This is a genomic window from Sanguibacter sp. Z41_6 (assembly GCF_059621145.1).
This window is the reverse complement of record NZ_JCAQIF010000003.1, coordinates 126,503-151,437: the sequence shown is the minus strand read 5'-3', so window position 1 is coordinate 151,437 and position 24,935 is coordinate 126,503. Positions and strand designations below refer to the sequence as shown.

The following is a 24,935-nucleotide window of genomic DNA, read 5'->3' as shown; positions in this document are numbered from 1 at the left end:
CCACGGACCCCCCGCACCCCGCCGGGAGGTGCACGGTTCACCACATCCCCAGAAGCAGGAGAGACCACCACTGTGGCCACCAAGATCCGTCTGAAGCGTCTCGGCAAGATCCGAGCACCGTACTACCGCGTCGTCGTCGCCGACTCCCGCACCAAGCGTGACGGCCGCGTCATCGAGGAGATCGGCAAGTACCACCCGACCGAGGAGCCCTCGCTCATCGAGATCACCTCCGAGCGTGCGCAGTACTGGCTCAGCGTGGGCGCCCAGCCCACCGAGCAGGTCCTCGCGCTGCTCAAGGTCACCGGTGACTGGCAGAAGTTCAAGGGCCTCCCCGGCGCGGAGGGCACCCTGCGCGTGAAGGCCGCGCCGAGCGCCGAGGCTGTCGCCGAGGCCGTCGCGACGGCTGCCGCCGACGCCGAGAAGGTCAAGGCGAAGGCGTCCGAGGCAAAGGCTGCCGCTGCAGCGAGCGCCCCCGCCGCTGACGCTCCCGCGGACGAGCAGGCCTGATGCTCGCCGACGCGCTCGAGCACCTGGTGCGCGGCATCGTGGACAACCCCGATGACGTGCAGGTGAACGCCAAGGCCCTGCGCCGTGGCGAGCTCCTCGAGGTCCGGGTGCACCCCGACGACCTCGGTCGGGTGATCGGTCGCGGCGGTCGGACGGCGCGCGCGCTGCGGACGGTGACCGGCGCGCTCGCCGGTGACACGCCCGTGCGGGTGGACGTCGTCGACATCGACCGCCGCTGAGCGCACCGGCACACGTACGACCAGCATGGCCCGGGGCCCGGCCACCGTGAGGTGGGCGGGCCCCGGTGCGTTGTCACCAGACCTCGGACGAGGTCGTTGCAGGAGGAGCACCCATGGAACTCACGGTCGCGAAGATCGGCCGCGCGCACGGGCTGCGCGGCGAGGTCGCGCTGGACCTGCACACGGACGACCCCGAGACCCGTCTCGCGGTCGGGGCCGTGCTGCGCACCGTCCCCGCGTCCGCGGGTCCCCTCACCGTCACCGGGACGCGGATCCAGAACGGCCGGTGGCACGTGTACTTCGCCGAGATCACGGACCGGACCGCTGCCGAGGCCTCGCGGGGGATCGAGCTCGTCGTCGACGTGGACGCCTCCGAGGAGGAGGACGCCTGGTACCCCCACGAGCTGGCCGGCCTGCGCGCGGAGCTCGTCGACGGGACCGTGGTGGGGACGATCAGCGGCCTGGAGCACATGCCCGCGCACGACGTCCTCGTGCTGCTCGAGACGGACGGCACGCGCACGCTCGTCCCCTTCGTCCGCGCCATGGTCCCCGTCGTCGACGTCCCCGGCGGCAGGGTCGTCCTCGACCCGCCCGGCGGGCTGCTCGCACGCGACGCCGCGAACCTGGACGTCGCGCTGCCGGCGGGCGACAGCTCCGATCGGCCCGAGCCGGACGACGAGGACGCCGGGGCACCTGGCGTGCAGCCGGACGGCGATCGCTGACATGCGGATCGACGTCGTCTCCATCTTCCCGGACTACCTCGAGCCGCTGCGGCTGTCGCTCGTGGGCAAGGCGGTGGCCTCGGGCTTGCTCGAGCTCGGGGTGCACGACCTGCGGGGCTGGACGAGCGACCGGCACCGTACGGTCGACGACACGCCCTTCGGCGGCGGCGCAGGCATGGTCATGCGGCCCGACGTGTGGGGTGCCGCGCTCGACGAGGTGCTGCGACCGGAAGGCACCCTCGTCGTCCCGACGCCGTCGGGGGAGTCGTTCACGCAACGCACCGCGCACGAGCTGGCAGGCGCGTCCCAGCTCGTCTTCGCGTGCGGGCGCTACGAGGGCATCGACGCGCGTGTCGTCGAGCGCCATCGCGCGTCGGGCGGCGACGTACGAGAGCTGTCGATCGGTGACTACGTCCTCAACGGGGGCGAGGTGGCGTCGATGGTCATGATCGAGGCGGTCGCGCGCCTGCTCCCGGGCGTCATCGGCAACCCAGGGTCTCTCGTCGAGGAGTCGCACGGGGAGGCCGGGCTGCTCGAGTATCCCGTCTACACGAAGCCGGCTGAATGGATGGGTCACCGGGTGCCGGACGTCCTGCTCAGCGGTCACCACGCGCGCATCGTCCGGTGGCGGCGCGACCAGTCGCTGGAGCGCACCCTGGCGCGGCGTCCGGACCTCGTGCTGGCGCTCGACGCGGAGGCCCTCGACGCGGGCGACCGCGCAGTGCTCGCGGCCCACGGGTGGTCCGTGGGGGCGACGGGCCATCCCAGACCGCCAGGGACCGCCAGCGCCTGACGCAGACCGGTCGGGCCGGCGTGCACCGGCTCCCTGCTCGTGTGGCAAGATAGGTCATTGGTGTGCGCTGGACCGGACTCTGCCACAGGGGCGTCCAACACGGCGATGTCGTCCTGCGGCTCCCGCAGGATGTCGCACCACCTTCTGAACTGGACTGGACCGCGCGGTGCGAGCCGCGCGTGCCCACGATACGTGCCTGACCTGTGGCAGGACGGGGAGAACGACATGCATACTCTCGACAGCGTCGACGCAGCCTCGCTGCGCCACGACATCCCGGCCTTCCGCGCCGGTGACACCGTCAAGGTCAACGTCAAGGTCGTCGAGGGCACCCGCTCTCGCGTCCAGGCGTTCCAGGGCGTCGTCATCGCTCGCGTCGGCGGCGGCGTCCGCGAGACGTTCACCGTCCGGAAGATCAGCTTCGGCGTCGGGGTGGAGCGCACGTTCCCCCTCAACGCGCCGACCATCGAGTCCGTCGAGGTCATCACCCGTGGTGACGTGCGTCGCGCCAAGCTGTACTACCTGCGCAAGCTGCGCGGCAAGAAGGCGAAGATCAAGGAGAAGCGGGACTTCGCTCCCGCGAAGTGATCGGCGCTGCCGGACACTGACCTCACGGTCGGGCCGGCACCACTGCTCCGCGACGACGGGCGGTCACCCTCCGGGGTGGCCGCCCGTCGTCGTTCTCGCAGCGCATTCGGGTGAACACTGGTCGAGGTGGCACAGTAGGCGGGTGACACGCGACGCCGACGACACCGACAAGCGCCCCCGTTCCCGACGCGGGTCGGTCCTCAAGGAGACGGTGATCATCCTCGGCAGTGCTCTGGTGCTGTCCTGGATCATCAAGTCCTTCTTCGTCCAGGCGTTCTACATCCCCAGCGGCTCGATGGAGGACACCCTCCTCGAGGGCGACCGCATCCTCGTGTCGAAGATGGTGCCGGGGGTGTTCGACATCCACCGCGGCGACATCGTCGTGTTCAAGGATCCGGGGACGTGGCTCAGCGGCACGGTCCAGCCGGAGCGCACACCCCTGCAGCAGGGCGTCACGGACGCCCTCACCTTCATCGGGCTCCTTCCGCAGGATGCGGGCGAGCACCTCGTGAAGCGTGTCATCGCGCTCGGGGGTGACCACGTCGTGTGCTGCGACGCCGAGGGGCGCGTGTCCGTGAACGGTGAGCCGATCGACGAGCCCTACCTCAAGCCGGGCTCGGACCCCTCGGTCGTGGAGTTCGACGAGACCGTCCCCGACGGCTTCCTCTGGGTGATGGGGGACAACCGGGCCCACTCGACGGACTCCCGCTACAACGCCGCAAGCCCCGGTGGTGGTTTCGTCCCCGTCGACAACGTCGTCGGCACGGCCTTCGTCACCGTGTGGCCCCCCGACCGGTGGGGATGGCTGCGCAACCCCGGTGAGACCTTCGCGGACGTCCCGGAACCGTGACGAGCCGCCCTCGCGTCCCGCTGCGCCGCTCCGCGGACCTCACCCACGAGCGCGTCCTGCTCGCGGAGGGCGCCCGGGTCGTCGTCGGCATGGACGAGGTCGGGCGCGGTGCGCTCGCCGGCCCCGTCACCGTCGGCGTCTGCGCGGTCGGAGCAGCGACCGGGCGGTGCCCCCAGGGCCTCACGGACTCCAAGGTCCTCACGCCACGCGCCCGGGCCCAGTACGTGCCCCTCATCACGAGGTGGGCGCTCGGCTCTGCCGTGGGCTCCGCCACGCCCGCGGAGATCGACGAGCTCGGCATCATCCGCGCCCTCCGTCTGGCAGGCCGACGCGCCCTCGTGGAGCTTTCGCGGACGGTGCCCGTCGTCGATACCGTTCTGCTCGACGGGTCCCACGACTGGCTCACCGAGCCGCAGGCCGACCTCCTCGACCTGCTGGCTGCCCCGGTGAGCTGCCCGCCGGGGTATGTCGAGCCACGGGTGCTCACCCGGGTCAAGGCCGACCTCAGCTGCGCGTCCGTCGCGGCGGCGAGCGTCGTGGCCAAGTGCGACCGGGACGCGCACATGGTGCGGCTTGCAGAGCTGCACCCGGTGTACGGGTGGGACTCCAACAAGGGGTACGGCTCGAGCAGGCACGTCGATGCGCTCGCGGTGCACGGTCCCAGCCCGGCGCACCGGGTGAGCTGGCGGCTGCCCGGGATGGACCGGGCGGACCTCGTCGCCGCCGATGGTCCATGATGGTCGGGTGAGCGCAGAAGACCTGGAGAACTACGAGACCGACATGGAGCTCGCGCTCTACCGTGAGTACCGCGACGTCGTCGGGCTCTTCGCGTACGTCGTCGAGACCGAGCGACGGTTCTACCTCGCCAACAAGGTCGACCTCCAGGTGCGGTCTGCGGCGGGCGAGGTGTACTTCGAGGTGAGCCTCACCGACGCGTGGGTCTGGGACGTCTATCGCTCCAAGCGCTTCGTCAAGTCGGTCCGTGTCGTGACGTTCAAGGACGTCAATGTCGAGGAGCTCGTCCAGGCGGAGCTCGACCTCTGACCTGCGTGGCGTCTCTCCTGCCCCGTCACTGAGGAGCTGGGCCAGCCAGCCGTTGACCTGCGGCAGCATGTCCTCCACAGAACGGTCCGCCCCGCCCGCGTCCACCGGGTGCCGCCGCGGCCGGGACGGTCCGCGTTCCTGCGTCGCACAGTCGTGGCGGAGGTGGGACATGACGTCGAACGTACGGGCCGCAGTCGGCCAGCATGGAGAGAGGGTCGCGGAGCGGTTTCTCGTCGACGCGGGGTACGAGGTGCTCGACCGCAACTGGCGCGGCACCCGCGGTGAGCTGGACATCGTCGCGCGGCAGGGCCCGGAGGTTGTCGTCGTCGAGGTCAAGACACGCCGCGGGACGGGGTTCGGCCACCCGGCAGAGGCGGTCACGCCCGCGAAGCTGGCCCGGTTGCGTCGGCTGGCCGGGCAGTGGCTCAGCGAGCACGCCGTGGGAGCTGCCTCGGTGCGGATCGACGTCGTCGCCGTCGTCCTGCCGCGGTCCGGTGCTGCCACGGTCGAGCACCTGCGGGGAGTGTCCTGATGTCGCTCGGGCGAGCCCTGTCGGTCTGTCTTGTCGGCCTCGAGGGGCACGTCGTCGACGTCGAGGCACACCTGGCAGCCTCTGTCCCGGGCTTCACGCTCGTCGGTCTCCCGGACGCCGCGCTGGCCGAGTCGCGGGACCGGGTGCGGGCAGCGATCTCCTCGGCAGGCCTCGTGCTGCCCCAGCGCAAGGTCACCGTGAATCTCTCCCCGGCCGCGCTCCCGAAGGCAGGGTCGGGGTTCGACCTCGCCATCGCCATCTCGATGCTCGCCGGTGCCCGCCTCGTGGACCCGGCGCGTCCGGTGGGGGCCGTGCACCTGGGCGAGCTCGGGCTGGACGGCCGGGTGCACTCGGTCCGGGGCGTGCTGCCGGCGGTCGTCGCTGCGGTGAAGGCCGGGGTGTGCCGGGTCGTCGTCCCGCTCGCCGACGTGGCCGAAGCCCGTCTCGTACCGGGGGTGGAGGTGCTCGGCGTCGGGACGCTCGCCGAGCTCGCGCACGCGTACGGCGCGGACGTGCCGGTCCCGTCCGACGCGTCCCTGCAGGCACGGCGGCAGGTGGTCCCGGCCCCGCCTGCTGCCGTCCCCGACCTGCGCGACGTCATCGGGCAGGTCGCGGCACGGTCGGCGCTCGAGGTCGCCGCCGCGGGCGGGCACCACCTGCTCATGGTCGGGCCACCCGGCACGGGCAAGACGATGCTCGCCGCACGGCTGCCCGGCCTGCTCCCGGACCTCACGGAGGCGGACGCGATCGAGGTGACCTCGGTGCACTCGGTCGCCGGCACGTTCGACCCGGCGCGAGGCCTGCTCGCGAGGCCACCGTTCGAGAACCCGCACCACACCGCCACGCCGGCCGCGATCGTCGGGGGAGGGTCAGGCCTTCCGCGGCCCGGTGCTGCCTCGCGGGCGCACCGGGGGGTGCTGTTCATGGACGAGGCCCCGGAGTTCTCGCCGCGGGTGCTGCAGACCCTGCGTCAACCGCTCGAGCAGGGTGAGCTCGTCATCCAGCGGGCCGCAGGCAGTGCCCGATATCCGGCGCGCTTCCAGCTGCTGCTCGCCGCGAACCCGTGCCCGTGTGGTCTGGCGATCGGCAAGGGCCTCGACTGCACGTGCAGCCCGATCGCGCGGCGGCGCTACTTCGCCCGCCTCTCGGGGCCGCTGCTCGATCGCGTGGACCTGCAGGTCGAGGTGCACCCGGTCACGCGGCTCGACGTCGCGAGCGACGTCCGCGGTGAGAGCACCGCGACGGTGGCCGCACGGGTCCACGCCGCACGCGCGGCCGCCCGCGCGCGACTGGCGGGGACGCGCTGGGGAACCAACAGCGAGGTGCCCGGGACGTGGCTCCGGGACAGGCTGGGCCCCGACCGGCGCCTGCTCGCCGACCTTGACGCGGCGCTCGACCACGGGACGCTCAGCCTCCGTGGCGTCGATCGGGTGCTCAGGGTGGCGTGGACCTTGGCCGACCTCGCGGGGCGGGACGCTCCCGCTCGTCAGGACATCGGGCACGCACTCGCGCTGCGGACCCGTGGGCAGGGGTCATGACCACGACGCCACCGAGCGAGGAGCTCGAGGCCCGCGCCGCATGGAGCAGGATCGTGGAGCCCGGGGACGAGGTCGCAGGTGCCCTCCTGCGGACCGTCGGGGCCGTCCCCGCTCTCGCCTGGCTCCACACGGTCGACCCCTCGGGCCCCGCGCGCGGGGTGGCGCGGCTTGCCGACCACCTCGGTGTGGAGGACCAGCGTGCGCGGCAGCGGATGGCCCGAGCGGTCGCTCGCTGGTTGCCGCGGACGGTCGGCCTCGACCCGCACCGCGAGCTGAGGGTGCTGGACCGTCTCGGCGGACGTCTCGTCGTTCCCGGGAGCTCGTCCTGGCCGCACCAGCTCGACGCGCTCGGTGACGCGGCCCCGCCGTGCCTGTGGGTGCGTGGTACAGGCGATCCAGCACGGCTCCTGGCCCGCGCGGTGGCTGTCGTGGGCGCGCGAGCGAGCACCGACTACGGCGACCGCGTCGCGGGCGAGATGAGCGCGGGGCTGGCGGCGCGGGGCGTGACGACCGTCTCGGGCGGCGCCTACGGGATCGACGCGGCGGTCCATCGTGCGTCTCTCGCGGTGGGTGGCCCGACGGTGGCGTTCCTGGCCGGCGGTGTCGACCGTCTGTACCCGGCGGGCAACGCCGACCTGCTGCGCGCTGTCGTCGTGCGCGGGGGAGCGGTCGTGAGCGAGGTCCCGCCAGGGTCGGTGCCGAGCAGGGTGCGGTTTCTCAAGAGGAACCGGCTCATCGCGGCGGCCGCGGCAGCCACCGTCGTCGTGGAGGCGGCATGGCGGTCGGGGTCGCTCGCCACAGCGGGACTGGCGTTCGAGCTCCTGCGGCCGGTCGGTGCGGTGCCCGGCCCGGTGACCTCCATGGCGTCTGCCGGGTGCCATCGGCTCCTGCGGGAGGGACGCGCTGTGTGCGTGACGGACGTGGACGAGGTGCTCGAGCTTGCTGGTGGGCTCGGGACGGACGGCGCGGGAGCCCGGGCGGGGGAGGACGCGCGGGACGCCGCCGCGCGTCGTGCTCACGACGGACTCGACGATGCCGGTCGCCGTGTCTTCGATGCGCTCCCCGTACGACGCGGCGCGCCCGTCGAGGCGATCGTGCGCGCTGCCGGTGTGTCGCCCGCCGAGGGGATGGATGCCCTGGGGCGGCTCGAGCTGGCGGGTCTCGCCGTGCGAGAGAGCGGAGGCTGGCGCAGAGCTCCGGCAGCGTGACGAGGCTGCAGGTAGCAAGATGTGCACAACCGTGCTATGGGTGAACTTTGCCTGTTACCGTCCGCTTCGGCGCCAGGATTGTGCTGCAAACTGAACGAATTCGGGCGAGCCGCTCCCCGGGTGCTGCGAAGGACCCTTGAAACCTCGACCGGCACCCGTCACCGTAAGGGCATGCACTCGCCGACGGGGGATCCCGGGACCCGCACGCAGCCCGAGGTCCTTGTGGCTTTTGCTTCGCACCTGACCGCCCAGCGCGGGTTGTCGGCGCACACGGTCAGGGCCTACACCTCGGATCTCGAGCAGCTCCTCGCCTTCGCCGTCGCCCACGGAGTCCCCTCGCTCGAGGAGGTCGATCTCACGCTGCTGCGGGGATGGCTCGCCGAGATGTCCGCCCGCCAGCTCTCCCGCTCGACCGTGGCCCGACGCGGCGCGGCCGTCCGGACGTTCTTCGACTGGGCCGTGCGGACCTCCCGCATCTCGGAGGACCCCTCCGCGCGCCTCGCGAGCCCGCGCCTGCACCGGAGCCTCCCCACGGTCCTCGCCGTGAACTCCGCTGCGACGCTCATGGACGCAGCGCGGGACATCGCCGCCAGCGGTCAACCGGGGGACCTGCGGATCTGGGCCTGCGTCGAGCTGCTGTACGCCACGGGGGCACGGGTCGGAGAGATCGTGGAGCTGAACATCGCTGACGTCGACTTCGAGCAGCGCACCGTGCGAGTCATGGGCAAGGGCAGCAAGGAGCGGATGGTCCCGTTCGGTGTTCCCGCCGCCGGCGCGCTCGACCAGTGGCTCTCGACGGGGCGCCCGGCGCTCGTCGGGAAGGTGCCCACGGACGCGCTCTTCATCGGCCAACGGGGCCAGCGGTGGGGGCAACGTCAGGTCCGCGAGTCGGTCCACCGCCTGTCGGCCCTCGCAGGGGTCGACGACGTCGCACCCCACGACCTGCGCCACAGCGCGGCGACCCATCTCCTCGAGGGCGGTTCCGACCTGCGCACCGTCCAGGAGGTCCTCGGGCACGCCACCCTCGCCACGACCCAGCGCTACACCCACGTGTCCGCCGAGCGACTGCAGTCGTCCTATCGGTTGGCGCACCCACGAGCATGAAAGACCACGAGACCCTCATGCCCACAGCGAGCCCAGCACCGACCGCCGCTGCCACCGTCGTGATCAGGCGGCCCGCGCGTTCGGGGTTGCTGCACGCGCGCTTGGACCAGACGCCGCAGGCGGAGCCCCCGGTGGTCGTCGAGAGCCCTGACGGTGCTGCGGTCGCCGCCGAGCTCATCGAGGTCTGGGCGCGGTACAAGCAGTCGCCGACGGCGGCGGTGCGGGAGCAGCTCATCCTCCACTACGCGCCGCTCGTCGCATCGGTGGCGTCGCGGGTAGGTATGCGGCTGCCGAGCTCGGTCGAGCACGCGGACCTCGTCTCCTACGGGATGTTCGGCCTCATCGACGCGATCGAGAAGTTCGAACCGGCGCGGGACATCAAGTTCGAGACATATGCGAACACGCGTGTCCGCGGCGCGATCCTCGACGAGCTCCGTGCCGCGGACTGGGTGCCGCGGTCGGTGCGGAGCAAGGCCCGGGCCGTGGACCAGGCGCACGCCGAGCTCGAGTACGAGCTGCACCGTGCACCCAGCCCCGACGAGCTCGCCGCACGTCTCGGCATCGCGACCACCGAGCTGCACGCGATCCAGAGCCAGGTCGCCTCCGTCGCCCTCGTGGCGCTCGACGAAGTCGTGGGGACGGGCGACCGCGTGGAGCAGGTCAGCGCCCTCGATGCCGTCCAGCGCTCCCGGTCGAACGACCCCGCAGGGACGTTCGAGAGCAAAGAGACGAAGTTCCTGCTCTCCCAGGCGATGGACCAGCTCGGGGAGCGCGAGAAGATCATGGTCGTCCTCTACTACTACGAGGGCATGACGCTCGCGGAGATCGGGCGGGTGCTCGGGGTGACCGAGTCCAGGGTCTCGCAGATGCACACGGCGGCGATGCTCCGGCTGCGCTCGCGGCTGACGACGAGCGAGACCTCCTGACCGCGTCTCACCGCGCGTCGGGGAGCAGGATGATCGGTTCCAGCACACCGAGCAGTGCGAGGGGGTCGACATAGTCGTCGCCTCGGCGCACGCCCCAGTGCAGGCATGCTCCGGGTGCGCAGTGGTTCCCGCTCGCATCGGCGAGCGTGCCGACGGCCTCGCCCCGCGCCACGACGTCGCCGGGGGCGAGGCCCGAGACGACGGGCTCGAGCGTCGAGCGCAGACCGTCCGGGTGGGCGATGACGACGAGCGGACGATCCACGACCACCCCGGAGAACGTCACCGTGCCGTCCGCGGGCGCGAGCACCTCCCCGTCCAGGCTGTGCGCGAGATCCACCCCCCGGTGACCGGCCGCCCAGCGGACCTCGGGCGCGTGGAAGTCCCGCAGGAGCAGCCCTGAGGCCAGGAGAGCAGCGCGTGCCGGGGGTTCGTTCCCGCCGCCGGTGGCGATCGGGAGCGCGTAGAGCGGTTCGTCCCACGCCGGAGCCGGCCCCGTGGCCGTGGCGGGGTCGTCCCGGGCTCGTGCTGCTCCGGCGGGCGCACCGCTCGTGGCGACCTGCGCGAGCGCGAGCGCGAGCACGAGGAGCAGTGCTGAGGGACGGGTTCGCCGCGGCACGGCGCGCCGGGTGTCGAGGTGCATGAGGTGAGCGTCCTGCCGCGAGTCGGCCCCCGCACCGGGGCGCAGTGGGGATGTGGACGCGCACGGCGGTCCACAGTGCAGGCGTCGGGTAGACTCACCTACGCGATCAGTACGTCAGTGCTGCCCTCATCTCGCATGAGCGGCACGACAGCTGGTCGACTTCACGCACCAGACGACGGCCTCCGTGCCGTCCGGCGCAGCCACTACGGTCCGGGTTCGTCCCGGCGTGGCCATCCGTGGTGCTAGGGACGGGCTCCGACCGGGGCGCGTCGACAACCGAGATGCGGTCCACCGGACCGCCAACATGCGCGCGGAGCCGGGGCATCGTCCCGACCCGCACCGAAAGGAAGTGCCATGGCCGTCGTGACCATGCGCCAGCTCCTCGAGAGCGGTGTCCACTTCGGACACCAGACCCGCCGCTGGAACCCGAAGATGAAGCGCTTCATCTTCACCGAGCGCAACGGCATCTACATCGTCGACCTCCAGCAGTCGCTGACGTACATCGACACCGCGTACGAGTTCGTCAAGGAGACGGTCGCCCACGGCGGTTCCGTCCTCTTCGTCGGCACGAAGAAGCAGGCGCAGGAGCCGGTCGCCGAGCAGGCCGCCCGAGTCGGCATGCCGTACGTCAACCACCGCTGGCTCGGTGGGATGCTCACCAACTTCCAGACCGTCAACAAGCGTCTGCAGCGCCTCAAGGAGCTCGAGCAGATCGACTTCGACGACGTCGCAGGAAGCGCCTTCACGAAGAAGGAGCTCCTCATCATGCGTCGCGAGCGCGACAAGCTCGCCCGCACGCTCGGCGGTATCCGTGACATGGCGAAGATCCCCTCCGCCATCTGGATCGTCGACACGAACAAGGAGCACCTCGCGGTCGACGAGGCACGCAAGCTGAACATCCCGATCGTCGCGATCCTCGACACCAACTGCGACCCCGACGTCGTCGACTACAAGATCCCGGGCAACGACGACGCGATCCGCGCCGTCGCGCTCCTCACGCGGGTCGTCGCGGACGCCGTCGCCGAGGGCCTCATCCAGCGCCACGCCGGCAAGTCCGGCGCCACCGCGGGCTCTGAGTCCGAGCCGCTCGCCGAGTGGGAGCGCGAGCTCCTCGCCGGTGCTGAGGCGCCTGCAGCCGTCGAGCCCGCGCCGGTCGCGGCTGTCGAGGCCGCGGCAACGCCCGACGCGGTCGCCGAGGTCGCCACCGAGGTGGACGCGTCCGACGAGGCTGCTGCGCCTGAGGCTGCAGCGCCCGAGGCCGCTGCGGCCGAGACGGAGGCGCCCGTCGCCGCCGAGACGACGGCCCCCGAGGCCGAGTCCAAGTAAGCAGGGTGCACGTGGTGGTCGGCTCGCAGGAGCCGGCCACCACGTCTCTCTCCATCGATTCTTCTGCAAAGGACGTACACACATGGCGAACTACACCGCCGCAGACATCAAGGCGCTGCGTGAGCGCACCGGTGCCGGCATGCTCGACGTCAAGAAGGCGCTCGACGAGGCTGACGGCAACGCCGAGAAGGCGCTCGAGATCATCCGCGTCAAGGGCCTCAAGGGCGTGAGCAAGCGCGAGGGCCGTTCGACGTCGGAGGGTCTCGTGGCCCTGTCCGTGGCGACGGACGGCGACAGCGAGGTCGGCACGATCATCGAGCTGAACTCCGAGACCGACTTCGTCGCGAAGAGCGAGAACTTCGTCAACCTCGGTGCCCGCGTGCTCGAGGCTGTCGTCGCGAGCGGTGCCACGGACGTCGAGTCCGCACTGGCTGCCGAGGTGGACGGCGAGACGCTGCAGAGCCTCATCGACAACACCGCAGCAACGCTGGGCGAGAAGATCGTCCTGCGTCGCGTCGAGCGTGTGCGTGGCCCGAAGGTCAGCAGCTACCTGCACCGCACGAGCAAGGACCTTCCGCCGTCGATCGGTGTCCTCGTGGCCACCGACGAGGCCGGCGCCGCTGTCGCCAAGGACATCGCGCAGCACATCGCCGCGCTCTCCCCGTCCTACCTGACGCGGGACGATGTCCCGGCCGAGACGGTTGCCAACGAGCGCCGCATCGCCGAGGAGACCTCGCGCAACGAGGGCAAGCCCGAGGCGGCGCTGCCGAAGATCATCGAAGGACGCCTCGGCGGGTTCTTCAAGGAGGTCGTCCTCCTCGACCAGCCCTTGGCGAAGGACCCGAAGAAGACGGTCGCTCAGACCGCCTCCGAGGTCGGCGGTTCCGTCACCGGCTTCGTGCGGTTCCGCGTCGGAGCCTGACACACCACATGGTCGCCCGGTCCGCAGGTGCTGCGGGCCGGGCTTTCCGTACACGTAGGGCTGGCACGACAACGGTGGGATGGTAGGACAGTGACCCAGAACCTCATGAGCGACGGCGCTCAGCCCCGTGGAGCGCGTGGTACGCGTGCGCGGCGGGTGCTCCTCAAGCTTTCCGGCGAGGCCTTCGGCGGAGGCCAGATCGGTCTGGCGTCGGACGTGGTCCGGCGCGTCGCGGCGGAGATCGCCGAGGCGGTCGGCGCGGGCGTCGAGGTCGCGATCGTCGTGGGCGGTGGCAACTTCTTCCGCGGCGCCGAGCTCTCCCAGCAGGGACTCGACCGGGCGCGGGCCGACTACATGGGGATGCTGGGGACGGTGATGAACTGCCTCGCCCTGCAGGACTTCCTCGAGCAGGCCGGCGTGAGCACGCGTGTCCAGACGGCGATCGCCATGGGTCAGGTCGCGGAGCCGTACATCCCGCTCCGTGCGATCCGCCACTTGGAGAAGGGCCGCGTCGTGATCTTCGGTGCTGGCGCCGGCCTGCCCTACTTCTCGACAGACACGGTCTCGGCACAGCGAGCGCTCGAGACGCACTGCGACGAGGTGCTCATGGGAAAGAACGGCGTCGACGGGGTGTACAGCGCCGACCCCCGGACGGACCCGACCGCTGAGCGGTTCGACGAGCTGACCTACACCGACGCGCTCATCCGGGACCTCGCCGTCATGGACGCGACCGCACTGAGCCTGTGCCGGGACAACGACGTGCACATGCGCGTGTTCGGCATGGACACCCCCGGGAACGTCACCCGGGCGCTCGTCGGTGAGAAGATCGGAACGCTCGTCACATCAGGGTGAGCAGGACGCGTCCCGGTCTGCCGGGGCGTCGTCCGACGTACGAGCCACGCGGACCGTGTGGCATCCGCAAGCGATGAAGGAGCACGGGTGATCGACGAGACCCTCCTCGAGGCCGAGGAAAAGATGGACAAGGCGATCGAGGTCGCGAAGACGGACTTCGCGACGATCCGCACAGGTCGTGCGAACGCGTCGATGTTCTCGCGGATCGTCGTCGAGTACTACGGCGCCCCCACGCCGCTCCAGCAGCTGGCGTCGTTCACGACGCCCGAGGCGCGGACCATCCTCGTCTCCCCGTTCGACAAGACGGTGCTCGGAGCCATCGAGCGGGCCCTGCGGGACTCCGACCTGGGCGTCAACCCCAGCAACGACGGCAACGTCATCCGCATCGTCCTGCCGGTGCTCACCGAGGACCGGCGCAAGGAGTACGTCAAGCTCGCCAAGACGAAGGCCGAGGACGCACGCGTGTCCGTCCGCAGCATCCGGCGCAAGGCCAAGGAGGCGCTCGACCGCCTCGTCAAGGACGGCGACGCCGGCGAGGACGAGGGCGCCCGCGCGGAGAAGGAGCTCGAGGCGATCACGAAGCGGCACGTCGATGCGGTGGACGGTCTTCTCGCCCGCAAGGAAGCCGAGCTCCTCGAAGTCTGATGGTCGACTCGTCGGTGTCCCTGCCCACTCCGGGCGCCCCGCGCGCGGGGCGCAACCTCCCCGCTGCGACCGGGGTGGGCGTCGCCCTCCTCGCCGTCGTCGGCGGGTCTCTGTACTTCCGCAAGGAGGGCTTCATCCTCCTGGCGTTCGTGGCGATCACTGCGGCGCTGTGGGAGCTGACCAAGGCCTTTCAGCGGCGCAACGTCCACATCCCGTTCGTGCCGCTCGTGGTGGGCACCGTCGGGATGCTCGTCTCGACGTACCAGGCGGGCGCCGAGGCGCTCATGGTCTCGTTCGTCCTCACGGTGGCCGGGCTCGTCGTGTGGCGGATCGTCGACGGTGGGGGGATCGGAGCCGTCCGTGATGCAGCGGCGGGCGTCTTCGCCGCCTCGTACCTGCCTCTCATGGGCGGCTTCGTCATGCTCATGCTCCGGGCCGAGGACGGCCGCGAGCAGGTGCTCATCTTCATCCTCCTTGCCGTGTCGAACGACGTCGGCGGATATGTCGCCGGCGTGCTGTTCGGACGCCATCCGTTGGCGCCCTCGGTGAGCCCGAAGAAGAGCTGGGAGGGTCTGGCCGGGTCGTTCGTCCTCGCCCTCGCAGTGGGTCTCGTCGGGTCGATCCTCGTGCTCGACGTCAACCCGGTCATCGGTCTGACGCTCGGTTTCCTCGCGCCGCTCACGGCGACGCTCGGAGACCTCGCGGAGTCGCTCATCAAGCGAGACCTAGAATTGAAGGACATGGGATCGTTGCTGCCGGGGCACGGGGGCGTCCTCGATCGCCTCGACTCGATGCTGCTCACCGCTCCCTTCGTATATCTGCTGTTCTCCGTGGCGCCTGACCTGCCGGTCTGACGCCGCCCTACCGCACGTGACTGGACCTCTCACCATGGCTGCACCTTCGACGCCGCTGACCCTCACGATGGCGGCCCCCCGCCGGGGCAAGCCGCCGCGCCACCTCGCGGACATGACACCCGAGGAGCGCGTCCAGGCCGTCGTCGACCTCGGCGAGAAGCCGTTCCGGGCGAAGCAGCTGGCGACGCACTACTTCACGCACCTCACCGCGGACCCGGCAGCGATGACCGACCTCCCGCAGGTGTCGCGTGACGCCCTCGCCGCAGGGCTCCTGCCCCCGCTGCTCACACCCGCGCGTGTCATGCAGGCGGACGGGGGCTCCACGGTGAAGACTCTCTGGCACCTGTTCGACGGCGTGAAGGTCGAGTCGGTGCTCATGCGGTACCCCAACCGTTCGACGCTGTGCGTCTCGAGCCAGGCGGGGTGCGGGATGGCGTGCCCGTTCTGTGCGACGGGACAGCTGGGACTCACCCGTAACCTCTCGACCGCGGAGATCGTCGAGCAGGTGCGGTCCGCCGCGAAGGCTCTCGCGGACGGGCAGCTGCCTGGTGGGCCGACCCGGCTCAACAACCTCGTCTTCATGGGCATGGGTGAGCCGATGGCGAACTACAAGGCGGTCATGGCGACGGTCCGTCAGGCGGTGGCGCCCACGCCCGACGGGTTCGGGATGTCCGCGCGCAACATCACCGTCTCCACGGTGGGTCTCGTCCCGGCGATGGACAAGCTCGCCAAGGAGGGCATCCCGGTGACGCTCGCGCTCTCGCTGCACGCCCCGGACGACGAGCTGCGCAGCGAGCTCGTGCCGATCAACACCCGGTGGTCCGTCGACGAGGTGCTCGACTCGGCCCGTCGGTACTTCGAGGTCACCGGTCGGCGGGTGAGCATCGAGTATGCGCTCATCCGCGACATGAACGATCATGCGTGGCGCGCCGACCTGCTCGGTGAGAAGCTCACTGCACGGGGCCAGGGCTGGGTGCACGTCAACCCGATCCCGCTCAACCCCACGCCCGGGTCGATCTGGACGGCGAGCGACCCGGCCGTGGAGGATGAGTTCGTCGCGCGCCTGCGCGGCCACGGCATCCCGACGACGATCCGGGACACCCGGGGGAGCGACATCGACGGTGCCTGCGGGCAGCTCGCAGCGGAGGAAGAAGCATGACGAAGGTCTTCTCGACCGTCTCCCGCCTACGCAAGGGGTACGACCAGGACGAGGTCGACGACTTCTTCGACGAGGCGCGGGAGGCGTACGAGGGGACGGGCAGCGAGGAGCTGACGAGCCGGGACATCCAGACGAGGACCTTCGCGCTCGTCCGGGGCGGTTATGTCACCAGCGAGGTCGATGCGGCACTCGACCGGCTCGAGGCTGCCTTCGTCGCCCGGCAGCGCCAGGAGTTCGTCCTCGCGCAGGGTCAGGGTGCCTGGATGACCGACCTCGCGGAGAGAGCGCGGAGCCTCTACGGCCGCCTGCGCCGTCCTGACGGGGAACGTTTCGCGGACGCGCCGCGCGGGGGACCGGGGTACGACAAGGACGAGGTCGACGAGCTCTGCGACCGGCTCGTCGCGTACTTCGACCAGACCGAGGCCGTGTCAGCGGCCGAGATCCGCCGGGCGGTGTTCCGTCCACGGCGGGGATCGAAGGGGTATGCCGAGGCTCCGGTCGATGCCTTCCTCGCGCGCGCCGTCGAGGTCCTCCTCGGTGTCGAGTAGCACCGGCGTGGCCGGTGCTGGCGGTCACCGTTCCCTTGTCGTGCTCGGGTCGACAGGGTCGATCGGCACCCAGGCTCTCGACGTCGTCGACCGGCACCGCGACCAGTTCTCGATCACGGCGCTCGGCTCGGGGGGCGGTGATCCGCTGCTCCTCGCCGAGCAGGCCGTCGCGTTCGACGTCCCGGTCGTCGCCGTCGCGCAGCCTGGTGCGGTGCCGGCCGTCCGCGCGGCCCTCGATGCGCGACTGCGTGCGGTCGGGCGCGCGGCGGGGAGCGTCGAGGTGGTGGCCGGGCCGGACGCGGCGACCGTCATTGCGGGAACGGGTGCCGACGTCGTCCTCAACGGCATCACCGGCTCCGTCGGGCTGGGCCCGACCCTGGCTGCGCTCCGCGCCGGCTCGACGCTGGCGCTGGCGAACAAGGAGTCGCTCGTCGTCGGTGGCTCGCTCGTCGCGCAGGCGCAGGGCCGCCCCGGCCAGGTCGTGCCGGTCGACTCGGAGCACTCGGCGATCGCCCAGTGCTTGCGCTCGGGCTCGCGTGGCGAGGTCCGCCGGCTCGTCCTCACGGCATCGGGCGGGCCGTTCCGCGGGTGGTCGCGGGACCGGCTCGCGGCGGTGGGCCCGCGCGAGGCGCTCGCTCATCCCACGTGGTCCATGGGGCCGGTGGTCACGGTGAACTCCGCGTCGCTCATGAACAAGGGTCTGGAGCTCATCGAGGCGCACCTCCTCTTCGACGTCCCGGTCGAGGACATCGTCGTCGTCGTGCACCCGCAGTCCGTGGTGCACTCGATGGTCGAGTTCGTCGATGGTTCGACGATCGCCCAGGCGTCGCCGCCGGACATGCGGTTGCCCATCGCGCTCGGCCTGAGCTGGCCGGAGCGGCTGGCCGACGTCGCGTCGCCCTGCGCGTGGACGCAGCCAGCTGCCTGGACGTTCGAGCCGCTCGACGAGTCCGTGTTCCCCGCGGTCCGGCTGGCGCGCGAGGCCGTGGTCGCGTCGGCGACGCACCCCGCCGTGTACAACGCCGCGAACGAGGAGTGCGTGAGCGCCTTCCTCGACGGACGGACGGGATTCCTCGACATCGTGGACACCGTCGAACGTGTGCTCGGCGAGCATCACGGCGATGACGGCGAGCTCACGCTCGAGGCAGTGCTCGAGGCCGAGCGGTGGGCACGCAGGAGGACCCGCGAGGTCCTCGCTGCCTCCTGAGGGAGCAAAGATCCCCCTCCGCCTCTCTGGAAATCTTCAGGGGGCGGCGGCATCATGATCCATCGACAGGGGCACCGCCGCCGGCCCCTGCCTCATCCCCGGAGCCACTGCGGCTCCGGCCCCGTGCACAGGAGATCAGATGGCCTACCTCGCCGGCGTCCTCGTCATGGTCGTCGCCGTCCTCGTCTCGATCGGGCTCCACGAGCTGGGTCACATGGTCCCGGCAAAGCGGTTCGGCGTGCGGGTGAGTCAGTACATGGTCGGATTCGGCCCCACGGTGTTCTCCCGTACCCGGGGTGAGACGGAGTACGGGATCAAGGCGATCCCGCTCGGTGGCTACGTCCGGCTCGTGGGGATGTACCCCCCGGGCGACCCTCGACGCGCGCGCAGGACCGGCCGCATCGCGCGCCTCATCCAGTCGGCGCGCGACGCGAGCGCGGAGGAGATCCACCCCGGCGAGGAGGGGCGGGCGTTCTACAACCTCTCGGCGCCCAAGAAGCTCGTCGTCATGCTCGGCGGGCCGTTCATGAACCTTGTCATCGCCGTCGTGCTCTTCTCGGCCGTCGTCGTGGGGTTCGGGGCGATGGAGCCGTCGACGACCGTCGCCCGCGTCTCGGAGTGCGTGCTGCCCGCGGACGCGCCGGCGGACGCGGAGTGCACCGCGTCCGACGTGCCCGCCCCCGCCGCGGCGGCGGGCATCGAGCCCGGTGACACGATCGTCGCCTTCGGGGGTCAGGACGTCTCGTCGTGGGACGAGCTCGTGGACCTCATCACCGCCTCCGGGGGACGCAGCACGGAGGTCGCTGTCGAGCGGGACGGCGAGATCCTCACGATGACGGTCACCCCGGTCGTGGCCGAGCGCCTCGTCCTCGACGAGGAGGGCCAGCCCGTCGAGACCGCGGACGGGACGCCTCGCACCGAGGAGGTGGGGTTCCTCGGCGTCGGTCCGACGGACGAGCTGCAGCCCCAGCCGATCACCGTCGTCCCCGGGATGGTGGGGGAGCGGCTCGCGATGACCGTCCAGGTCATCGCCACCCTCCCGGAGCGGATGGTGGACATCGCGGAGGCGGCGTTCGGGGACGCGGAGCGCGACGAGACGTCCGTCGTGGGGGTCGTGGGTATCGGGCGGTTCGCAGGTGAGATCACCTCCGCCGACGTCGACGGGTACGGCCCGGCGCTCATGACGGCCGACCTGCTCATGATGGTCGCGGGCCTCAACCTCGCGCTCTTCGCGTTCAACCTCGTCCCGCTGCTCCCGCTCGACGGCGGCCACGTCGTGGGGGCCCTGTACGAGGGCGGGCGTCGGCAGGTCGCGCGCCTGCGGGGGCAGCCTCGTCCAGCGCCGGCCGACACCGCCCGGATGATGCCCGTCGCCTACGGGGTGTTCCTCGTCCTCGGAGCCATGGGGGCTCTGCTCATGTACGCGGACATCGTCAAGCCGATCCGGATCCTGTGAAGGTTCGAGGGACGTCGGTCCGGTCGGCGGGCCTACGGCGGCAGCCGGACCGCGGGAGGTGGATACTGGTCGGGTGAGTGTTCCTATCAGTCTCGGCATGCCCCAGGCCCCGGTCCCTGTCCTCGCCCCTCGGCGCCCGACCCGAAAGATCAAGGTCGGCAAGGTGGACGTCGGCGGCGACGCACCGGTGAGCGTCCAGTCGATGACGACCACCCCGACGACCGACATCAACGGGACCCTCCAGCAGATCGCCGCCCTCACCGCCGCCGGGTGCGACATCGTGCGCGTCGCCGTTCCGAGCTCCGACGATGCTCTCGCGCTGCCGGCCATCGCCAAGAAGTCGCAGATCCCCGTCATCGCGGACATCCACTTCCAGCCGAAGTACGTCTATGCGGCGATCGACGCGGGATGCGCGGCCGTGCGCGTGAACCCCGGCAACATCCGGAAGTTCGACGACCAGGTCAAACAGATCGCTGACGCTGCGCGTGACGCGAACGTCTCCATCCGGATCGGTGTCAACGCCGGTTCGCTGGACCCGCGACTGCTCGCGAAGTACGGCAAGGCGACCCCTGAGGCTCTCGTCGAGTCGGCCGTGTGGGAGGCGTCCCTGTTCGAGGAGCACGACTTCCACGACTTCAAGATCTCCGTCAAGCACAACGACCCCGTGATCATGGTGCGCGCCTACGAGCTTCTCTCGGAGCGCGGTGACTGGCCGCTGCACCTCGGCGTCACGGAGGCCGGCCCGGCGTTCCAGGGGACGATCAAGTCGGCGACGGCGTTCGGTGCGCTCCTGTCGAAGGGCATCGGCGACACGATCCGCGTCTCGCTCTCCGCACCCCCGGTGGAGGAGGTCAAGGTCGGGATCCAGATCCTGCAGTCCCTCAACCTGCGTCCCCGCAAGCTCGAGATCGTCTCGTGCCCGTCGTGCGGGCGTGCCCAGGTGGACGTCTACACGCTCGCCGAGCAGGTGACTGCCGGTCTGGAGGGCCTCGACGTGCCGCTGCGCGTCGCTGTCATGGGCTGTGTCGTCAACGGCCCGGGTGAGGCGCGGGAGGCGGACCTCGGTGTCGCCTCGGGGAACGGCAAGGGCCAGATCTTCGTCAAGGGCGAGGTGGTCAGGACGGTGCCCGAGCACCTCATCGTGGAGACCCTCATCGACGAGGCGATGCGGATCGCCGCGACCATGGAGCCCGTCGACGGCCCCGGGGGCGGCGCAGTCGTCTCCGTCAGCTGAGGCGCACCTCTCGTGCGCGTCGAGCCACCCGCGGTGACATGGCGGGCATGAAGGGGGCGGGAACGGCCAGCGGCGCGTCCGGGGTGCGGATGCTCACGGAGGCTGATCTCGGCCGTGCGCTCGAGGTCTGCGCCGTCGATCCGGTGGCCTCGGTCCTCGCGACCACCCGGATCGAGGCGGCGGCCGAGCAGTCCATCGCCCGGTCCGGCGGCCAGGTGTGGGGTTTTCCCGCGGACGGACCGATCGAGGCGGTCTGCTGGTCCGGGGCGAACCTCGTCCCCGTCGTGCCGGGTGCGGAACCTGAGGCGCTCGACGCCTTCGCCCGGCAGGCGATGGTGCAGGGACGCAGGTGCTCGTCGATCGTCGGTGCTGCCGACGCTGCGCTCGGGCTGTGGCGGCGGCTCGAGCCGATCTGGCCCGCGGCACGCGAGGTCCGCGCGAACCAGCCGTCGATGATGATCACCACCGACCCTCTCGTCGTCCCCGACGACCGCGTGCGGTACTCCGAGATGACGGACTATCCGGTGCTCCTGCCCGCCTGTGTGCGGATGTTCCAGGAGGAGGTCGGATACTCACCCATGGAGTACTCCGCGAGCGCGTACGAGGACCGTGTCCGTTCGCTCATCACCGGACGCCGATCCTTCGTCCGTGTCGAGACGACGGACGGCAGGAGCATCGACGCGGACGGCGTGCGGGGCCTCGACCGTGCCCCGGAGGTCGTCTTCAAGGCGGAGATCGGGGCGGCGAGCCGCGGCGTGGCGCAGGTCCAGGGCGTGTGGGTCGCGCCGCACCACCGGGGTCAGGGCTACTCCGAGTCGGGCATGGCTGCTGTCGTCGCGACCACGCGGCGCGACATCGCACCGGTGGTCTCCCTGTACGTCAACGACTACAACGATCGCGCGCTGGCGGCGTACCGGCGGGTGGGGTTCGAGCAGGTGGGCACCTTCGCGACGGTCCTGTTCTGACCGGTGCTCCTGCGGGTCACGGGCGAGCGTCCAGAACGACTACGCTCGTGCCATGCTTCTACGCCTCTCCACGCTGTTCCTGCGCACCCTCCGGGAGGACCCGGCGGACGCCGAGGTCGCCAGCCACCGCCTGCTCGTCCGTGCCGGATACATCCGCCGGGCCGCGCCAGGGATCTACACCTGGCTCCCGTTGGGGCTGCGGGTGCTCGCGAAGGTCGAGGCTGTCGTCCGCGAGGAGATGGAGCGTGCTGGTGCCCAGGAGGTGCACTTCCCCGCGCTCCTGCCTCGTGAGCCCTACGAGGCGACGAACCGGTGGACCGAGTACGGCCCCAACCTCTTCCGTCTGCGTGACCGCAAGGACGCCGAGTACCTGCTCGCGCCGACCCACGAGGAGATGTTCACCCTCCTGGTGAAGGACCTGTACTCCTCGTACAAGGACCTCCCGGTGACGCTGTTCCAGGTGCAGACCAAGTACCGCGACGAGGCGCGCCCACGCGCGGGTCTCATGCGTGGCCGCGAGTTCATCATGAAGGACGCGTACTCCTTCGACCTCGACGACGCCGGACTGGCGGTCTCGTACCAGGCCCAGCGTGACGCCTATGAGCGCATCTTCACGCGCCTGGGTCTCGAGTACGTCATCGTCGCCGCGACCTCGGGCGCCATGGGGGGCTCGCGCAGCGAGGAGTTCCTCACCCCGATGCCCATCGGGGAGGACACCTTCGTCCGCTCACCCGGTGGCTACGCCGCGAACGTCGAGGCGGTCGTCACCCCGGTCCCGGAGTCGGTCGACGCGAGCGACGCGCCACCTGCGCACGTCGAGGACACTCCCGGGACGGCCACGATCGAGAGCCTGGTCGAGCTGGCCAACGTGCGGCACCCGCGCGCCGACGGGGTGGCGTGGACGGCGGCGGACACCCTCAAGAACGTCGTGCTCGCCCTGACCCACCCGGACGGCAGCCGCGAGGTCGTCGTCGTCGGTCTTCCCGGCGACCGGGAGATCGACCTCCGCCGCGTCGAGGCGGCGCTCGCTCCGGCGGAGGTCGAGCCGGCCGGCGACGCCGACTTCGCGAAGCACCCCGAGCTCGTCAAGGGATACATCGGTCCTCGTGCCCTCGGGCGCACGACCACGGGGGACGAGACCGCGGTGCGGTACTTCCTCGACCCCCGGGTCGTTCCGGGCACCCGGTGGATCTCGGGCGCAGACGTCCGCGACCAGCACGTGTTCGACCTCGTCGCGGGGCGCGACTTCCGCGCGGACGCGACGATCGAGGCCGCTGCCGTGCGGGCAGGAGACCCCGCGCCGGACGGTTCGGGCCCGCTCGAGCTCGCCCGCGGGATCGAGATCGGCCACATCTTCCAGCTCGGCCGCAAGTACGCGGAGACCCTGGGTCTCAAGGTGCTCGACGTCAACGGCAAGCAGGTGACCGTGACGATGGGCTCCTACGGTGTCGGGGTGACCCGGGCGCTCGCCGCCATCGCCGAGGCGCACCACGACGAGAAGGGTCTGGCGTGGCCGGTCCAGGTCGCGCCGGCCCACGTGCACGTCGTGGCGACGGGCAAGGACCCTGCTGTCTTCGAGACAGCGGAGTCGATCGCCGGGACGCTGTCCGCGCGGGGCGTCGAGGTCCTGTTCGACGACCGTCCGAAGGTCTCGCCCGGCGTGAAGTTCGCGGATGCGGAGCTGCTGGGCGTGCCGCTCGTCGTCGTCGTCGGGCGTGGGCTCGCGGACGGCGTGGTCGAGGTCCGTCCGCGCGTCGGGGGCCAGGCTGAGCAGGTCGCCGTGGAGTCTGCCGTCGATCGGATCGCCGAGCTCGTCGAGTCGCTCTGACGCTCTCGGCACGGGCCCCCTCGGGGCGCCTGCGACCCGGCGGACCCGTGCCGAGAGCGCGTTACCCCTGCGCGGCCTGCTCAGGCAGGCCGGGGAACGCGAGGACGGGCGATCCCCATGCCCGCGCTGCGGCGTAGCTGTCGACGAGGAGGTCGAGCATGGGGGCCCGGTTCGCGGCATCGACCCGCCCGACGAGAGTCGCGTAGGTCGTCGTGAGGGTGTCTTCGACCGACCGCGCGAGGGCGGCGGCACCGTCGGGGGTGGACACGGCGGTCACGGGTAGCTGGTACGCGGCCCGCCGGGGATCGCGCGTGGTCCCGTCGAGTGAGGCCAGCGTGGCCCACGCCTGGCCACGGTCCCGGTGCGTGCTGGCGCGGGTGATGGCGAGCCCCCGCACGGCGTCGGACGACCAGGCGGCGACGACCTCGTGGGCGTAGCCCGCGGAGTCTTCGCTCCGGACGAGCACGGCGAGCTCCTCGAGCCCGACGTCGAGCGGGAGGGTCGCCGGCTCCTGCGTCGTGAACGTCTCGGGCACCATGAACTCGACGCCTGTCGATGCCGCGAGGTCCCGCGCGCTCTCGAGCTGGGACGCGGCGATCGACGCGTACAGGCGGGCGAGGCCCCCGTCGAGCGGTGTCGCGAGGGACCCGCGGGCGCGGGCCGACGACTGGGTGAGGAGGCCCACGACCGCGGCGGCGTCAGCGGGCTCGGACGGGGCGTCCTGCGGGGGAGGCGTGGAGGTGCCGGACGGGTCGACGCCGCCGGTGTCGTTGGTCACGGTGCCGGGCTCGAGCGACGTGTGACCGTCCGCGGGAAGCGCGCTGTCTGCGGGATCGGCTCCTGCGCCGTCCGCGACGTCGGACGCGCCGCCGAGAACCGTCAGGTGCTGGTCCGCGAGCAGCAGGACCTGGTCGAGCGCGCCGGCGGAGGGGTCCTCGGCGGCGAGCGGGAGTCGCGCCTGGGTCGCGGCGTCCCGGACCGCGACGACGTCCGCGACCATCGCCTGGCGGGAGACCTCGTCGGCGTCGAGCACGAGGGCGGACGGCGCCGGGGTCTCGAGCCGCAGACCGCACCCCGAGACGCCGAGGAGCGCGACGAGGGCGCTCATCCCCGCCGCGAGCACGCGGCGGCGGGTGCTGGCGCCGGGACCTGTGGGCGCGGCAGCAGACCGGGCGGGCACGCGGGGAAGGTTCATCGTCCCCGATGATGCCACGTGGCGCCGTTCCCGTGGGTCCGACGCGGTCCACCCGA

General features: G+C 71.3%; 27 protein-coding genes. 25 read left to right on the top strand and 2 right to left on the bottom strand.

The features are described 5' to 3' along the window. The first annotated feature begins 72 nt into the window (after positions 1-72). The 13 genes from rpsP (at position 73) to AC54T1_RS08245 (ending at position 10,048) form a co-directional block, all read left to right on the top strand. Complete coding sequence (gene rpsP, locus AC54T1_RS08305) at positions 73-507, top strand: 30S ribosomal protein S16 (RefSeq protein ID WP_484345257.1); 435 nt, start codon at positions 73-75, stop codon at positions 505-507. Beyond that, the gene (locus AC54T1_RS08300; protein ID WP_484345258.1) at positions 507-746 is read left to right on the top strand and encodes an RNA-binding protein; all 240 of its coding nucleotides are present in this window, start codon (positions 507-509) and stop codon (positions 744-746) included. Before rpsP ends, AC54T1_RS08300 begins: the two co-directional genes overlap by 1 nt. A 113-nt stretch (positions 747-859) precedes the next feature. Next, positions 860-1,468, top strand: a complete 609-nt coding sequence (gene rimM / locus AC54T1_RS08295) for a ribosome maturation factor RimM (RefSeq protein ID WP_496911645.1) — start codon at positions 860-862, stop codon at positions 1,466-1,468. A gap of 1 nt (position 1,469) precedes the next feature. Continuing rightward, on the top strand, positions 1,470-2,261 hold the full coding sequence (gene trmD / locus AC54T1_RS08290) for a tRNA (guanosine(37)-N1)-methyltransferase TrmD (RefSeq protein WP_496911644.1): 792 nt from the start codon (positions 1,470-1,472) through the stop codon (positions 2,259-2,261). A 225-nt stretch (positions 2,262-2,486) separates the two neighbouring features. Then, entirely contained in the window at positions 2,487-2,846 is a 360-nt protein-coding gene (gene rplS / locus AC54T1_RS08285; protein ID WP_484345261.1) for a 50S ribosomal protein L19, read from the top strand. Positions 2,847-2,988: 142 nt separating this feature from the next. Beyond that, positions 2,989-3,696 carry a signal peptidase I gene (lepB, locus tag AC54T1_RS08280; RefSeq protein WP_484345262.1) on the top strand — a complete coding sequence of 236 codons (708 nt, stop codon included), beginning with the start codon at positions 2,989-2,991 and terminating at the stop codon, positions 3,694-3,696. Continuing rightward, entirely contained in the window at positions 3,693-4,433 is a 741-nt protein-coding gene (gene rnhB, locus AC54T1_RS08275; protein ID WP_496911643.1) for a ribonuclease HII, read from the top strand. Before lepB ends, rnhB begins: the two co-directional genes overlap by 4 nt. Before the next feature lie 7 nt (positions 4,434-4,440). Further along, complete coding sequence (locus AC54T1_RS08270) at positions 4,441-4,740, top strand: DUF2469 domain-containing protein (protein ID WP_484345264.1); 300 nt, start codon at positions 4,441-4,443, stop codon at positions 4,738-4,740. A 169-nt stretch (positions 4,741-4,909) separates the two neighbouring features. Further along, a complete protein-coding gene (locus AC54T1_RS08265) occupies positions 4,910-5,272 on the top strand; it encodes a YraN family protein (protein WP_484345265.1) in 363 nt (120 codons plus the stop codon). After that, positions 5,272-6,810 carry a YifB family Mg chelatase-like AAA ATPase gene (locus tag AC54T1_RS08260; protein ID WP_496911642.1) on the top strand — a complete coding sequence of 513 codons (1,539 nt, stop codon included), beginning with the start codon at positions 5,272-5,274 and terminating at the stop codon, positions 6,808-6,810. Before AC54T1_RS08265 ends, AC54T1_RS08260 begins: the two co-directional genes overlap by 1 nt. Next, positions 6,807-8,018 carry a DNA-processing protein DprA gene (gene dprA / locus AC54T1_RS08255; protein WP_496911641.1) on the top strand — a complete coding sequence of 404 codons (1,212 nt, stop codon included), beginning with the start codon at positions 6,807-6,809 and terminating at the stop codon, positions 8,016-8,018. The genes AC54T1_RS08260 and dprA overlap by 4 nt, the downstream gene beginning before the upstream one ends. Before the next feature lie 171 nt (positions 8,019-8,189). After that, positions 8,190-9,122: a tyrosine recombinase XerC gene (locus tag AC54T1_RS08250; RefSeq protein WP_496911640.1), complete on the top strand. Its 933-nt coding sequence runs from the start codon at positions 8,190-8,192 to the stop codon at positions 9,120-9,122. A gap of 17 nt (positions 9,123-9,139) precedes the next feature. Next, positions 9,140-10,048 (top strand): FliA/WhiG family RNA polymerase sigma factor, encoded by a 909-nt coding sequence (locus AC54T1_RS08245; protein ID WP_496911639.1) that lies wholly within the window; start codon positions 9,140-9,142, stop codon positions 10,046-10,048. A gap of 7 nt (positions 10,049-10,055) precedes the next feature. Here the strand turns inward: AC54T1_RS08245 and AC54T1_RS08240 are convergent, their stop codons facing one another. Continuing rightward, on the bottom strand, positions 10,056-10,688 hold the full coding sequence (locus tag AC54T1_RS08240) for a M23 family metallopeptidase (protein WP_496911638.1): 633 nt from the start codon (positions 10,686-10,688) through the stop codon (positions 10,056-10,058). A gap of 354 nt (positions 10,689-11,042) precedes the next feature. Between AC54T1_RS08240 and rpsB the strand changes: the two genes are divergently transcribed. The 12 genes from rpsB to AC54T1_RS08180 all read left to right on the top strand — a co-directional run bounded on the left by rpsB (position 11,043) and on the right by AC54T1_RS08180 (position 23,684). Beyond that, positions 11,043-12,014, top strand: a complete 972-nt coding sequence (rpsB, locus tag AC54T1_RS08235; protein WP_496911637.1) for a 30S ribosomal protein S2 — start codon at positions 11,043-11,045, stop codon at positions 12,012-12,014. An 82-nt stretch (positions 12,015-12,096) separates the two neighbouring features. Beyond that, positions 12,097-12,936 carry a translation elongation factor Ts gene (gene tsf / locus AC54T1_RS08230; RefSeq protein WP_484345272.1) on the top strand — a complete coding sequence of 280 codons (840 nt, stop codon included), beginning with the start codon at positions 12,097-12,099 and terminating at the stop codon, positions 12,934-12,936. A 105-nt stretch (positions 12,937-13,041) separates the two neighbouring features. Continuing rightward, entirely contained in the window at positions 13,042-13,788 is a 747-nt protein-coding gene (gene pyrH, locus AC54T1_RS08225) for a UMP kinase (protein ID WP_484345413.1), read from the top strand. A gap of 87 nt (positions 13,789-13,875) precedes the next feature. Then, positions 13,876-14,433 (top strand): ribosome recycling factor, encoded by a 558-nt coding sequence (frr, locus tag AC54T1_RS08220; RefSeq protein ID WP_484345273.1) that lies wholly within the window; start codon positions 13,876-13,878, stop codon positions 14,431-14,433. Further along, positions 14,433-15,287: a phosphatidate cytidylyltransferase gene (locus AC54T1_RS08215; RefSeq protein WP_484345274.1), complete on the top strand. Its 855-nt coding sequence runs from the start codon at positions 14,433-14,435 to the stop codon at positions 15,285-15,287. Before frr ends, AC54T1_RS08215 begins: the two co-directional genes overlap by 1 nt. Before the next feature lie 34 nt (positions 15,288-15,321). Beyond that, on the top strand, positions 15,322-16,446 hold the full coding sequence (rlmN, locus tag AC54T1_RS08210) for a dual-specificity RNA methyltransferase RlmN (RefSeq protein WP_496911636.1): 1,125 nt from the start codon (positions 15,322-15,324) through the stop codon (positions 16,444-16,446). After that, on the top strand, positions 16,443-16,994 hold the full coding sequence (locus AC54T1_RS08205; protein ID WP_484345276.1) for a DivIVA domain-containing protein: 552 nt from the start codon (positions 16,443-16,445) through the stop codon (positions 16,992-16,994). Before rlmN ends, AC54T1_RS08205 begins: the two co-directional genes overlap by 4 nt. Beyond that, positions 16,984-18,201, top strand: a complete 1,218-nt coding sequence (gene dxr, locus AC54T1_RS08200) for a 1-deoxy-D-xylulose-5-phosphate reductoisomerase (RefSeq protein ID WP_496911635.1) — start codon at positions 16,984-16,986, stop codon at positions 18,199-18,201. Before AC54T1_RS08205 ends, dxr begins: the two co-directional genes overlap by 11 nt. A gap of 139 nt (positions 18,202-18,340) precedes the next feature. After that, positions 18,341-19,657 carry a M50 family metallopeptidase gene (locus tag AC54T1_RS08195; RefSeq protein ID WP_496911634.1) on the top strand — a complete coding sequence of 439 codons (1,317 nt, stop codon included), beginning with the start codon at positions 18,341-18,343 and terminating at the stop codon, positions 19,655-19,657. A gap of 73 nt (positions 19,658-19,730) precedes the next feature. After that, positions 19,731-20,891 (top strand): flavodoxin-dependent (E)-4-hydroxy-3-methylbut-2-enyl-diphosphate synthase, encoded by a 1,161-nt coding sequence (gene ispG / locus AC54T1_RS08190; RefSeq protein WP_496911633.1) that lies wholly within the window; start codon positions 19,731-19,733, stop codon positions 20,889-20,891. 38 nt (positions 20,892-20,929) lie between these two features. Further along, positions 20,930-21,856, top strand: coding sequence for a GNAT family N-acetyltransferase (locus AC54T1_RS08185; RefSeq protein WP_496911632.1), 927 nt, complete (start codon positions 20,930-20,932; stop codon positions 21,854-21,856). Between the two features lie 52 nt (positions 21,857-21,908). Then, the gene (locus AC54T1_RS08180) at positions 21,909-23,684 is read left to right on the top strand and encodes a proline--tRNA ligase (protein WP_484345281.1); all 1,776 of its coding nucleotides are present in this window, start codon (positions 21,909-21,911) and stop codon (positions 23,682-23,684) included. Between the two features lie 61 nt (positions 23,685-23,745). Here the strand turns inward: AC54T1_RS08180 and AC54T1_RS08175 are convergent, their stop codons facing one another. After that, the gene (locus AC54T1_RS08175) at positions 23,746-24,879 is read right to left on the bottom strand and encodes a DUF4439 domain-containing protein (protein WP_496911631.1); all 1,134 of its coding nucleotides are present in this window, start codon (positions 24,877-24,879) and stop codon (positions 23,746-23,748) included. Positions 24,880-24,935 lie beyond the last annotated feature (56 nt).

Bases quoted from the DNA above. Each gene is read 5' to 3' on its own strand.
- AC54T1_RS08300 (WP_484345258.1), top strand. From the start codon at position 507: ATGCTCGCCGACGCGCTCGAGCACCTGGTGCGCGGCATCGTGGACAAC.
- rimM (WP_496911645.1), top strand. From the start codon at position 860: ATGGAACTCACGGTCGCGAAGATCGGCCGCGCGCACGGGCTGCGCGGC.
- trmD (WP_496911644.1), top strand. From the start codon at position 1,470: ATGCGGATCGACGTCGTCTCCATCTTCCCGGACTACCTCGAGCCGCTG.
- rplS (WP_484345261.1), top strand. From the start codon at position 2,487: ATGCATACTCTCGACAGCGTCGACGCAGCCTCGCTGCGCCACGACATC.
- AC54T1_RS08265 (WP_484345265.1), top strand. From the start codon at position 4,910: ATGACGTCGAACGTACGGGCCGCAGTCGGCCAGCATGGAGAGAGGGTC.
- AC54T1_RS08260 (WP_496911642.1), top strand. From the start codon at position 5,272: ATGTCGCTCGGGCGAGCCCTGTCGGTCTGTCTTGTCGGCCTCGAGGGG.
- dprA (WP_496911641.1), top strand. From the start codon at position 6,807: ATGACCACGACGCCACCGAGCGAGGAGCTCGAGGCCCGCGCCGCATGG.
- AC54T1_RS08250 (WP_496911640.1), top strand. From the start codon at position 8,190: ATGCACTCGCCGACGGGGGATCCCGGGACCCGCACGCAGCCCGAGGTC.
- AC54T1_RS08245 (WP_496911639.1), top strand. From the start codon at position 9,140: ATGCCCACAGCGAGCCCAGCACCGACCGCCGCTGCCACCGTCGTGATC.
- AC54T1_RS08240 (WP_496911638.1), bottom strand. From the start codon at position 10,688: ATGCACCTCGACACCCGGCGCGCCGTGCCGCGGCGAACCCGTCCCTCA.
- rpsB (WP_496911637.1), top strand. From the start codon at position 11,043: ATGGCCGTCGTGACCATGCGCCAGCTCCTCGAGAGCGGTGTCCACTTC.
- tsf (WP_484345272.1), top strand. From the start codon at position 12,097: ATGGCGAACTACACCGCCGCAGACATCAAGGCGCTGCGTGAGCGCACC.
- pyrH (WP_484345413.1), top strand. From the start codon at position 13,042: ATGAGCGACGGCGCTCAGCCCCGTGGAGCGCGTGGTACGCGTGCGCGG.
- AC54T1_RS08215 (WP_484345274.1), top strand. From the start codon at position 14,433: ATGGTCGACTCGTCGGTGTCCCTGCCCACTCCGGGCGCCCCGCGCGCG.
- rlmN (WP_496911636.1), top strand. From the start codon at position 15,322: ATGGCTGCACCTTCGACGCCGCTGACCCTCACGATGGCGGCCCCCCGC.
- AC54T1_RS08205 (WP_484345276.1), top strand. From the start codon at position 16,443: ATGACGAAGGTCTTCTCGACCGTCTCCCGCCTACGCAAGGGGTACGAC.
- AC54T1_RS08195 (WP_496911634.1), top strand. From the start codon at position 18,341: ATGGCCTACCTCGCCGGCGTCCTCGTCATGGTCGTCGCCGTCCTCGTC.
- AC54T1_RS08185 (WP_496911632.1), top strand. From the start codon at position 20,930: ATGGCGGGCATGAAGGGGGCGGGAACGGCCAGCGGCGCGTCCGGGGTG.
- AC54T1_RS08180 (WP_484345281.1), top strand. From the start codon at position 21,909: ATGCTTCTACGCCTCTCCACGCTGTTCCTGCGCACCCTCCGGGAGGAC.
- AC54T1_RS08175 (WP_496911631.1), bottom strand. From the start codon at position 24,879: ATGAACCTTCCCCGCGTGCCCGCCCGGTCTGCTGCCGCGCCCACAGGT.